The sequence below is a fragment of the Sinomicrobium endophyticum genome, from assembly GCF_052983315.1.
The window spans coordinates 18,131-28,325 of the sequence record NZ_JBRKIS010000015.1 but is presented as its reverse complement, the minus strand read 5'-3'; the positions used below and the strand labels follow the sequence as shown (position 1 = coordinate 28,325).

Sequence of the window (10,195 nt, the reverse complement as noted above, 5' to 3'; positions counted from 1 at the left end):
CAGGTTTTTGGTGCACCGAGTGACATTGAGGACTACATTTTTGAAATGGCCAATAGAAAAGGGAAAATATATACATACAATAGGAATAAAGTGTATACTATTGATGATAAAATCGTACGTTTTGATATTAACACCAATACGGTATTATTGGGCATTGATGGGAATAAAACCTTTAAAATAGGAGACAAAATAGTGGAAACCAAAAGGGTGATACCCCATGGCCCCGATAGAACCACTACTTTGATAGATTTAAAATTTTTGGGTAAAAAGGTAGAAAGCGAAGAGGGATCCATAAAAGGGTTCAACTATGCTTATTACCAGGTTTTATATTTGTCCAATACAGACAGGCGATTAGTGCTATATTTCAATTCTTCTAAAGCCTTAGTGAATGTTGGATTGGAAGAATAAGTATAGTAAGAATTGAGCCCTTACATAAAAGGTACATCTTATTGATGAAAAGCTAAAAACTCAGGTAGTCTGAAATGAATTATCTGAGTTTTTTCTTTCAGGAAAATATCTCTACAATATAATTCGTATCCTTAAGCAATAAAGACAACTAAAGTCTACCAATTCAAATGTTCTTTTAGGTCGCAGTGAGTCACGAATTGTCAGATATTGTTTTTACCGCAATAATCACCGGAGCTCTATTTTTGCTTTTAAAATTTTTTATCCCGCTGTACCGGAAGACCTTCGCCATGAGGAACATTCAGGAGAAAGATATAATTAAGGCCCACATATCTCCGGGATTGAACAATCGTCCCATCTGCTTGTGCCCCGGCAATTGATTTGTGCCGGCGAATTACGCATTGATACCTGGAAAACCACTGTAATTTCTACAGAAGTTCCTCTCATGCTCATGGAAGAGGGAATGACCTTGGAATTTCATACTTTCCCCGGCGATTATAGTTGTATTCTGCAAATAAAGCGTTGTTATTAATATTCCAGAAGTGGCACTGATGTATAAAATTTAAACAGTTTCCTATATTTGGGAAAATCTGCTTTGTGTACGTGCCTGCTTTGATATTCAGCTGCTTGTGTTTACTTTCTTTGAGTTTATCGTTATCCGTATCTGTAAACCGTTTTTTACAGGTGTTTTGCCCGGAGGGAACGGTCTGAAACCTGTAATGTTTCGCAGGTTAAGCGACCCGGTTTCTGGTCGTGTTCCATGGCGGTGAAGTGATAAGGGATAATAGCAGGCAGAACGTGCCCCTTGCGGTACGACAAATCTCCCCGGCCCGGCAATACAGGTTCGGGAACACCTCCGGGCCGCCACCGTAAGCATCTTGGCAAGCCCGGCACCGGGGGCAACAGCACTGCCCGGCGGATGACTCCGCTGCCGGGGAGCCGGCAGGTTGAAGACAGGCGACCTCCCGGTAAAGGTTTACCCTCCCTTGCTGACGGACCGGCATACCGTATTCCCGGGCGGATAATCCGGGGTCTGTTTCTGCCATTTAAGGGATTGTGTATTCACTGAACCGGGGTGGGTTTGCCACATATGCATTCCCTGAAGCTGTAAACCTGACCTGGTATGCGGTTTAAGTAACCGGGTACGATTTTATAAGTAATCCGGTTAGCCGTTTAAGCAATGACGTACAAATTCATAAGCAGCCCGGTAAGCGGTCAACGGAAATGCATAAGTGGCCGGCAGGGGCCTTTATACCGCACCCCCATTTCTTTAAACTGCAAAGCTGACCCGGTAAGCTGTTTAAGCAATGGCCTTCGGATTCACAAGTAACCCGCTAAGCCGCCAACCGAACCCTGTATGCCGTAAACCGGGTCCCTTGTGATTTCGTACCCATTCCCTTAAGCCGCAGATGTAAGCCAGTATGCCGTTTAAGCAGTTGCCTGTGAATTTACAAGCAAGCCGGTAAGTGGAAGACGGGACCATATATGCTGCTAACCGGATTTCTCAGGCCGCGGGGGTAACCTGTTTTGCTGCCCAGGCAGTTATGGATAAAATCATAAGCAGACCGGTAAGCGGCTTACCCTTCCCCGTTAGCCGCTTACCGGTGTCCCTCCAGTGTATACACAATCTCTTAAATGGCTGTTTTCCGGGCTTTAGAGCGGAAAAGCATCCCGGTCCTTCGAAGACAGGTGGACCCGTTGGTGTAACAGGGGAAGTGCCTTGAATATCAAATCGCCACATCATAAAAAAGTGTCGAAAACCGTGCGTAACAAGAAGCTTAAAGAACAGTGATTTATTTTGCCTCTGCAAACTTTGTGTAAACCTTTGTGGTATATGTGGTTGAAAATCAATTATGAATAGTGCTAAGCAGACCTGTCGTTAGAATTTAACACATCGGTAATAAAGTGAGATTTAAGATGCTCCGATGCTTGCGTCGAAAAATATTTTCTCGGGATTTCCCCGAGGTTGTTGACTTTTTGGCATAAGTATATAAAAGCCCGGGCCGTCAGTAACAAATCGGCATGGCCTTCAATGTAGAAATAGCGGATTTGGAATTTATCTTTAAAAATGGAGGGCGGTTGCAATATGGGATGATAATCTTTAACATAATGTTTCCGGCTTTCAATCAGTTTTTTCTCATAGGTGTTCATAACGACTGTTTTTAGGTTCATCGGTTTTGTGATCTGTTTTTCTTGAGTTTTCAGCGGAAAAATCTTTGCTCAAACAACAGTTTCTATACAATGCAGCCGCTTTAGGCGTTGGAGTTCTGCTTCGGACACCTTCCGAGCCTGTACCATAAAATCATTATAGAGGACAAAGGCTTTTTCGTCTTCCTTTTTCGTGATACCGGGTTTGGATTTAAACCGCATTTCGTGGTGTTTATTGGACAATAGGCGGTATAAGTGATGCACCTTTAGCTACAGAACTGCTTAAGCAATTATATGCGAAATCATAAGCAAACAGGTATGCGGTCAACGCGGTATACAGTTCTCATTACGCAGCTTTCCCATTCCCCTTCTGGTGTAACCCGAGATACGTTAATGGCTGTTCTGAAGTCTTTAATGGGATGCCTGTTGCCGGTTTCCCAACTTCTGAACCTTTTACGTTAATTGTTGTCACCTGTTCCGGGTTTTTGGAATATATATAGTATAGAATGTTGGTCAATAGTTATGGCCTGCTAATTTAAATGACTTATGACTGAAATTTTAATTGCGGATAGCACATCTATATTCAGACAAGGGTTATACACCGTTATTTCTACCCTTCCCCGAAGTGTGGTTGTTGCAGAAGCCGGTAATGGTAACGAAGCCTATATCAAAATAGTGCAGCACAGGCCGGATATTGTGATCATAGATCTTAACATGTCCGGGATCAGTGGGTTTGAAGTTATCAGGAAGTCGAGAATGAGAAGCCCGGACACACGGTTTATAGCCCTGACCCTGCATCATAGTATGCATTATTATAAAAAGGCGATGAGTGTTGGAGCAGACGCCTTTTTATCAAAGGGAACTTCCCTGAAAGAATTGCACGAATGTATGGATTGCCTGATAAAAGGAGAAGAATACGTCAACAATTTCTTCAGGAAAAATATAAAAAAAACAGTGACTTCCATGGACCGGTTGACCAGAAATGAAATACAGGTTTTAAAAAAGCTGGTTGACGGGAAGACCAACCGCCAGATGGCTGATGAACTCGGCTGTGGTGAGAAGAACATCGAAAAATTAAAAACCAATCTCAGAAAAAAACTCCATATCCCCTCTTCTTACGGAGCATTGTTGTCCTGGGTATTTCAGAATAAATCTTTAATACTCGATCTTCCGGATTGATTCCGGGTACTTTCGCGAAGACTTTCTGTGCCGGGAAAGCAGGTTACGGGTAAAGTATCTTAAAAAAGGTTATTTTTTGTCACCTGTTTCCGGTCTTCGGGAATATCTATAATAGAAGAAAGACAAAACTGCTTTCCTGAGATGGCAGTGCCTTCTTTTTGCATGAGGTCATTTAATTTTACTAACCTGATAGTAGTCAGTGATGCGTTAATTTTTGATCAATCCCAGTAAAAGTGTTGGTGCAACTGGCTTTAAGTATGCACAAGGAGCTTTGAGAAGGCCTTGGATCGGAATTTAACGCATCGGTATAATTTTCAGAACGGATTTCCGGTCAATGATCTGTTTATGATGGTAAACAATACATCAATAGCAGGTCCAAGCCATCAGCCCTCCCCGCGAGGACATCCAATACTATGTGTAAAGGAAAAATGCTATTATTCCGGAAATCCAAGGAATAGATAGCCTCATTTGTATTCACATAATAAATTTATCCACAAGCTAAAAATAACAACAGCTATGAAAGTACATCATTTGAATTGCGTTAAAATAGAATCGCCATTTGGCTCGGCAATCGGACATTGCATACTGATTGAAAGTAATGAGTCCCTTACACTTATAGATGCAGGTATCGGAATGGCGGAAACAAAAGAACCTGAAAAAATTCTCGGGAAAGAATTGGTGGAAATAACGGGATTCCAATTTGACGAAAGCCTTACTGCAATTAAGCAAATAGAGCAATTAGGATTAAATCCTGACAAAGTAGCGAATATAATCTGTTCGCATCTTGATCCGGACCATGTTGGCGGGGCTGCGGACTTTCCCAAAGCCAGATTACACCTCTCAAAAGAAGAATACAACAGCTTTAAAGATGGTCATGAAAGGTACCTGAACCACCAACTGTCACATAACCCGGAAATTCGCTTATACGAAAAAGACAACAGCAACTGGTTCGATTTACCCGCCCGCAAACTGGATCTGGATATTGAAGCCTATTTAATACCACTGTTCGGGCACACTCCCGGCCATTGTGGTGTGGCCTGTAAATTGAATAATCGCTGGACTTTTTATGTTGGCGATGCATACTATTTAAGAGCAGAACTGGAAGACAGAAACCATCCCATTGACCGGTTAGCGACAATTAGAGCCGTAGATAATAAAACTCGGCTTCAGTCCCTGGATAAAGTACGGAAGGTAATCAGCAACTTCGGTGGTGAGATGGAATATTTTGGTTATCACGACCCAACAGAGTTTAAAAAAGAAAAGGTCAGTGAATAACTGTGTGTGTCATATTAAATTCCGGAAATCCTTCCTTATGGTATTTCCGGAATTTCTCAGCATCATAAGACAGCATAGCTATTTCTCTGCGGTTTTGCGGGAAAATGGAAACAGGTCTCACAAAGATGCTAAAGGGCAGCCCCTTGTGATAATCATCTTCCCGGTATTAATGGTTGTTGTATTAGATTGTTTTACCGGACAGGCTTCATAACAATATACCCCGGCATAAAAAAGCTGGGGCACCTGGATAAAAAACCGCAAGGCAAAAGGTATAATCATGGACTGTAAAATCATAAAATCCGTTACAATAGTGATTTTTCGCGACAATCAATCAATCCAGCTTAAACATGCTCTGAATGAAACAACTCAAGATGAGTTTATTGTGTGTTGGTGCTAATTTTTAATCACTATTTCATTTATCATCGTCATAGGTATTTTCATTCTATTTAGTGTTTGAGGACTTTCCTTGATATATGTATCGCCTTTTATCTCTTGATGGATTTTGGCTTCAATAATCCAACCGGTATTTTTATTCACCTTAATTTCGGATCTCATTGAACCTGTTAAGTCGTATTTCGTGAGTATTCCGTTTGATGATTCGGTATAAGCATCTTTATCGGTTGTCTTAATTTTTGAATACCCTTTTATTAAAGCATAATCTGGGGTCAATTCGGCAAATTCATAGTCCGTGGTTACTTTTGCAGTCATCAAAGATTTAAATTCAGTTTCTATAGTCCATTTATCTTTTTTGTTTACAGGTTTATCCGGATAAATTGCTGTAACCATTTCAATAGTTCCTTTTAGCGCATCACCTTTGTATGCATTCATGATCTGCTCTTTTTCAGTTTCAGGAAGTTGTTTAAACGGCGTCATAGCAGTTCTCCAAATGGTTTCAACATTTTTAACGTCAGTGACCTTCCCCGTTTTACTCATTGTAATTCCAAAAGGTTTATCTGTCACTGCGCCTAAAATTGTAGAAAAGATATCATCGGGGTCATGTTTCTCAGAACTAAAATCTATGGTCGCTTGTGGCATTTGCATAGCGATATCGATTTTCTTGAATTTGGCATCAATGTTATACCCGTTTTCAGTACTGTCTTTGACCAAAAAGGCCATTGTACTGGTCGTTGCCACAACCATATTCATTTTTTGTTCGTTAACCTATTGAATTATAGTTGCTTTAGAGCTCGAAATTTGTTGATACTCTTTTCCTTTCCAGAGCTTTAAAGATAAACCGGTGCTTTGAGAATGGCCCGGAATAACAATAATCAATGCAAAAATCAAGGTAAAAATTGATCTCATTTTATATGTAAGTTTATGGTATTCAGTCGTTTTAATTAACGCCAGGTCGTTATTCAATATTAATGCAGCTATTTAGGTACTTTCGGGAGTGAACAAACATTTGTAATTTAGTGTATTAATCTGTAAAACAGCCTGCCGGCTGGCAGGTTAGAAAAGCTTAGCCCCGAAAAATGGGCAAAGCACCAAAAACGGGATTTTTCTTTCAATTCTCTTCTTCCTCAAATCAAATCTCATTATAATTATTCATATCCTTTTAATATATCGTCTATCATCCGGTTCAGGGAATATGTTCCACCTCCGGACAGATACCAGACGTTCGGATCTACATGAATAATACGGTTGGTTTTGAACGCATTGGTTTTTTGAATTAAGGCATTTTCTATTTCGCTTTTATTGGTCTTCTGCCCTAACATAATCTCATTTCTGTCTATAATATAAAGAATATCGGGGTTGACACGGCTGATATATTCACTTGATACTATAGTACCATGTATACCTGTTTGCTTATTGTCATCGGCCGGTACAGCCTTCAGATCGGTGAACACAAATCCATATCTGGAATTATTGCCGAAGGTACTGAAGGCTCCGGCATTGTACATTAATATCATAATTTTCTTCGGACTTGCCGTTATGGTTTTTATCGCTTCCCCGATTTTACGTTCTATTTCCGCCACTTTTTGGTCGGTTTTCTCTTTTACCCGAAAGATGTCACCAATAGTGTTTAAATTATCGATAACAGATTGTTTGTAATTGTCGTTCCGGACACCGAGATAAACGGTAGGTGCGATTTTTGATAATCGCTCATATGCACTGGACGTCACGGCCGATATGACAACCAGGTCCGGCTTTATGTCGTCAACCAGTTCCAGATTGGGTTGAATGATCGATCCGGCATCCTGTACGTTGGTATCATTTTTATATTTTTCAAGATGTTTGGCCACGTAATCTTTGGGAATACCTGCTACCGGGATGTTCAGTTCATCAAGGGTTTCCAATGTTCCCGCATCAAATACCACCACTTTCTGAGGTTGCACAGGAACCTGAGTCGTGCCCAATTCATGCGTCACTGAAATGGTTTCGGCCGATTGTGTTCGTTTTTTGTTTTTACAGGCCGTAAAAGTTACTGCAATTGCGGCAAATATTGTTGTTAAAAGTTTTATGTTCATATTAGTTCATTTGAAAATTATACATTATATTTTGTAATAATTGCATAGGAGCGTTGCGTTATCCCTCGTAATTCTAAAGTCAATCCCATAAAGTTTTTTAAGCATATCCTCTCTCACAATTACCGTTGTTTCGTCATCGCAAATGACCTCTCCGTCTTTAAGGCCGATGATATAATCTGAATAATTTGCCGCGAAGTTAATGTCGTGAATGACTATAACGATCGTTTTGCCTAACTCCCTTGCCAAACGGGTTATGGCCTGCATGATATCAACGGCATGCCTCATATCCAGGTTGTTGAGTGGCTCGTCCAATAAAATATACTCCGTATCCTGGGCCACTATCATCGCTAAAAATACAAGTTGACGTTGTCCCCCGCTTATTTCATCGATATACGAATCCCGGATGGGCGAAAGATCCATCATAGCAATAGCTTCCTCTATCTTTTCGTGATCCTCTCCATTCAAATGGCCCTGACTGTGTGGAAAACGTCCGAAAGCAATCAGTTCGGATACTTTGAGTTTCAGGTCAAAAACATTGTGCTGTTTGAGAAACGAGAGTTTTTTGGAAAGTGTTTTCAACGAATAAGTGCCCAAACCCTTACCATCAATGCTTATATTTCCCTGTTCGGGTTTTTCCAGGCCGGCGATGAGCGACAAAAGCGTGGATTTTCCGGCCCCATTAGGACCGATAAGGGAAACCACCTTTCCTGCAGGAACGGAAAGATTGATGTCTTTCAACACCGGATGCCGCCCGTATTTTTTACCTATCGAATGGATTTCTATCATATTATTTCCGAAGCTGTTTAATAATAAGGGCAAAAAAATAAACCCCGCCAAGTAAATTTATAAGTACGCTCAGGCTGTGTCTGTAATTCAGGATATGCTCTATGGCGAACTGGGCACCGGTCATCAATACCAATGCAATTCCGAATGCCAGTACGATGGTTCGTGAATGTGATGCCGTATTGGATAATCTATACGTGATACCGGAAACAAAAATACCGACAAAAGTAATCGGCCCGATCAGCGCAGTAGATACGGATACCAATACTGAAATAGCCAAAAGCTGTTTTTTAGCCATGTTATCATAGTTTACACCAAGTCCCATGGTATACTCCCGGCCGAGGTTAAGAAGGTCGAGGTACCTGAAATAGCGCTTTAAATACAGCAACAGGGTCAGCACGACCACCGAAGCGATAAGAAGGGTATTCGCAGACGTCCGTCCAAGTGAGGAGAACATGGCACTTTGCACATATCCGTATTCATTCGGGTCGATGGCCATTTGCAGAAATTGCGTTGTAGTACTGAAAAACATACCTAGCACCAAGCCGATCAAAAGAATATAGTATACGTTCTTCTTCTGATTGCGAAACAGAAAAACATACAGCACAAACGAGTATGCTGTCATAACGACCGTCGAAAAGACAAAGCCCCATACTTTTGACCGGAACAGTTCACTTCCGGAGCCCAATGTCATCAGCATCAACACTTGTGATAACACAAACAGATGTTCATACCCCATCAGTGAGGGAGTCAGGATCTTGTTTGCCGAAATGGTCTGAAACACAATAGTGGAATACGCCACGGTCAGGCTGACCAGTACCAACGTAAATAACCGTTCCAGTCTGCCTGTTATAATGAAACTTTCGGTAACAGTAGCGTCAAAGAACACAAACAACACCATCAATAGAATGGCTGTCAGACCTATGATAATTTCCTGTTTTCTCACCTTCCTCTTTTAATTAAAATGAACAGAAAAACCAAGGCTCCCAATGAACCTACAATCATACTGCCCGGTATCTCATAAGGAAAAATAATGGTCCTGCCGATGATATCACAGACCACGAGCGTTATCGCTCCGTAACAGGCCGTATAAGGCAGGTTTTGACGCAGATTATCACCATGTATAAGAGATACCAGGTTGGGGATAACCAAATCGATAAACGGTATGGAACCAACCGTTAGCATGGCTGTACTCACCATTATGGATGTGAGGATCAGTCCGACGCTGATTACTACCGGATAGTTAACGCCCATATTGGCCGTAAAATCTTTACCAAGCCCAACAATCGTAAAGCGATTGGCATATAAATAACAAATGACAAATAGCGGGATCAGGATATAGATCACTTCATATTGCCCTTTTAGTGTTTTGGAAAAATTCCCGATCATCCAGCTTTCCATGTTCTGAACCATGTTGAAATGCACACCGATTACATTGGCGAGAGCATTCAATGTATAACCGTACATCACCCCGAAAATTGGTATAAGTACCGTGTTTCGTTTCACAAAATGAGCTATGGAAAAAGTAAAAAGAGCGGTTAGAGAAAAACAAAAAAACACGCCAAAAACAAGTTTTGGCAGTAATCCGGATTGGGAAAAGAGCAGCAGGCCAAACAATATCCCCAACTTTGCCGCATCCAAAGTTCCGGTAGTAGTAGGCGATATAAATTTATTTTGAGCGAGTTGTTGGATGATGACCCCACAGATAGCAAGACCTGCCCCGGTCAGCACCAGCGTTACGGTTCGCGGAACGCGGCTGATCAGCAGGATCTCGTTATCGTGTGTGTCGGGACGAAACAGGTTTCCTACATCCAGCGGTTCTACACCTATAAACAGCGAAAAAACAGACACCAATACCAAACAAAACATCAGTACCGATAAGATCAGCACTTGATGGTATTCGGTATTTAGGGTACCTCCCGATCTTTTGATCATTC

11 protein-coding genes are annotated in these 10,195 nt (G+C 41.3%); 3 read left to right on the top strand and 8 right to left on the bottom strand.

What is annotated here, in order from left to right; all coding sequences use genetic code 11:
- Nucleotides 1–408 (top strand): hypothetical protein (locus tag ACVBDU_RS04280; RefSeq protein WP_447178534.1); only part of this gene is annotated, 408 nt, incomplete at its 5' end.
- Nucleotides 409–1,136: 728 nt separating this feature from the next.
- On the opposite strand, the gene ACVBDU_RS04275 is transcribed toward ACVBDU_RS04280, so the two are convergent.
- The 3 genes from ACVBDU_RS04275 to ACVBDU_RS04265 all read right to left on the bottom strand — a co-directional run bounded on the left by ACVBDU_RS04275 (nucleotide 1,137) and on the right by ACVBDU_RS04265 (nucleotide 2,775).
- Nucleotides 1,137–1,451 (bottom strand): hypothetical protein, encoded by a 315-nt coding sequence (locus ACVBDU_RS04275; protein ID WP_447178533.1) that lies wholly within the window; start codon nucleotides 1,449–1,451, stop codon nucleotides 1,137–1,139.
- 817 nt (nucleotides 1,452–2,268) lie between these two features.
- Nucleotides 2,269–2,577, bottom strand: a complete 309-nt coding sequence (locus tag ACVBDU_RS04270; RefSeq protein WP_148044301.1) for a hypothetical protein — start codon at nucleotides 2,575–2,577, stop codon at nucleotides 2,269–2,271.
- 48 nt (nucleotides 2,578–2,625) lie between these two features.
- Entirely contained in the window at nucleotides 2,626–2,775 is a 150-nt protein-coding gene (locus ACVBDU_RS04265) for a hypothetical protein (RefSeq protein WP_447173549.1), read from the bottom strand.
- A gap of 324 nt (nucleotides 2,776–3,099) precedes the next feature.
- Between ACVBDU_RS04265 and ACVBDU_RS04260 the strand changes: the two genes are divergently transcribed.
- On the top strand, nucleotides 3,100–3,732 hold the full coding sequence (locus ACVBDU_RS04260; RefSeq protein WP_447173550.1) for a response regulator: 633 nt from the start codon (nucleotides 3,100–3,102) through the stop codon (nucleotides 3,730–3,732).
- 516 nt (nucleotides 3,733–4,248) lie between these two features.
- On the top strand, nucleotides 4,249–5,007 hold the full coding sequence (locus ACVBDU_RS04255; RefSeq protein ID WP_447178532.1) for an MBL fold metallo-hydrolase: 759 nt from the start codon (nucleotides 4,249–4,251) through the stop codon (nucleotides 5,005–5,007).
- A 393-nt stretch (nucleotides 5,008–5,400) separates the two neighbouring features.
- On the opposite strand, the gene ACVBDU_RS04250 is transcribed toward ACVBDU_RS04255, so the two are convergent.
- The 5 genes from ACVBDU_RS04250 to ACVBDU_RS04230 form a co-directional block, all read right to left on the bottom strand.
- A complete protein-coding gene (locus ACVBDU_RS04250) occupies nucleotides 5,401–6,141 on the bottom strand; it encodes a DUF6263 family protein (protein WP_447178531.1) in 741 nt (246 codons plus the stop codon).
- Nucleotides 6,142–6,548: 407 nt separating this feature from the next.
- A complete protein-coding gene (locus ACVBDU_RS04245) occupies nucleotides 6,549–7,475 on the bottom strand; it encodes a siderophore ABC transporter substrate-binding protein (protein ID WP_123216736.1) in 927 nt (308 codons plus the stop codon).
- Nucleotides 7,476–7,499: 24 nt separating this feature from the next.
- Nucleotides 7,500–8,261 (bottom strand): iron ABC transporter ATP-binding protein, encoded by a 762-nt coding sequence (locus tag ACVBDU_RS04240; RefSeq protein ID WP_447178530.1) that lies wholly within the window; start codon nucleotides 8,259–8,261, stop codon nucleotides 7,500–7,502.
- A gap of 1 nt (nucleotide 8,262) precedes the next feature.
- Nucleotides 8,263–9,204 (bottom strand): iron chelate uptake ABC transporter family permease subunit, encoded by a 942-nt coding sequence (locus ACVBDU_RS04235; protein ID WP_447178529.1) that lies wholly within the window; start codon nucleotides 9,202–9,204, stop codon nucleotides 8,263–8,265.
- Nucleotides 9,201–10,193 carry an ABC transporter permease gene (locus tag ACVBDU_RS04230; RefSeq protein ID WP_447178528.1) on the bottom strand — a complete coding sequence of 331 codons (993 nt, stop codon included), beginning with the start codon at nucleotides 10,191–10,193 and terminating at the stop codon, nucleotides 9,201–9,203. The genes ACVBDU_RS04235 and ACVBDU_RS04230 overlap by 4 nt, the downstream gene beginning before the upstream one ends.
- Between the last annotated feature and the right edge of the window lie 2 nt (nucleotides 10,194–10,195).

Excerpts from the sequence above, each read along its gene's own strand:
- ACVBDU_RS04275 (WP_447178533.1), bottom strand. The coding sequence starts at position 1,451 with ATGGCAGAAACAGACCCCGGATTATCCGCCCGGGAATACGGTATGCCG.
- ACVBDU_RS04270 (WP_148044301.1), bottom strand. The coding sequence starts at position 2,577 with ATGAACCTAAAAACAGTCGTTATGAACACCTATGAGAAAAAACTGATT.
- ACVBDU_RS04265 (WP_447173549.1), bottom strand. The coding sequence starts at position 2,775 with ATGCGGTTTAAATCCAAACCCGGTATCACGAAAAAGGAAGACGAAAAA.
- ACVBDU_RS04260 (WP_447173550.1), top strand. The coding sequence starts at position 3,100 with ATGACTGAAATTTTAATTGCGGATAGCACATCTATATTCAGACAAGGG.
- ACVBDU_RS04255 (WP_447178532.1), top strand. The coding sequence starts at position 4,249 with ATGAAAGTACATCATTTGAATTGCGTTAAAATAGAATCGCCATTTGGC.
- ACVBDU_RS04245 (WP_123216736.1), bottom strand. The coding sequence starts at position 7,475 with ATGAACATAAAACTTTTAACAACAATATTTGCCGCAATTGCAGTAACT.
- ACVBDU_RS04240 (WP_447178530.1), bottom strand. The coding sequence starts at position 8,261 with ATGATAGAAATCCATTCGATAGGTAAAAAATACGGGCGGCATCCGGTG.
- ACVBDU_RS04230 (WP_447178528.1), bottom strand. The coding sequence starts at position 10,193 with ATGATCAAAAGATCGGGAGGTACCCTAAATACCGAATACCATCAAGTG.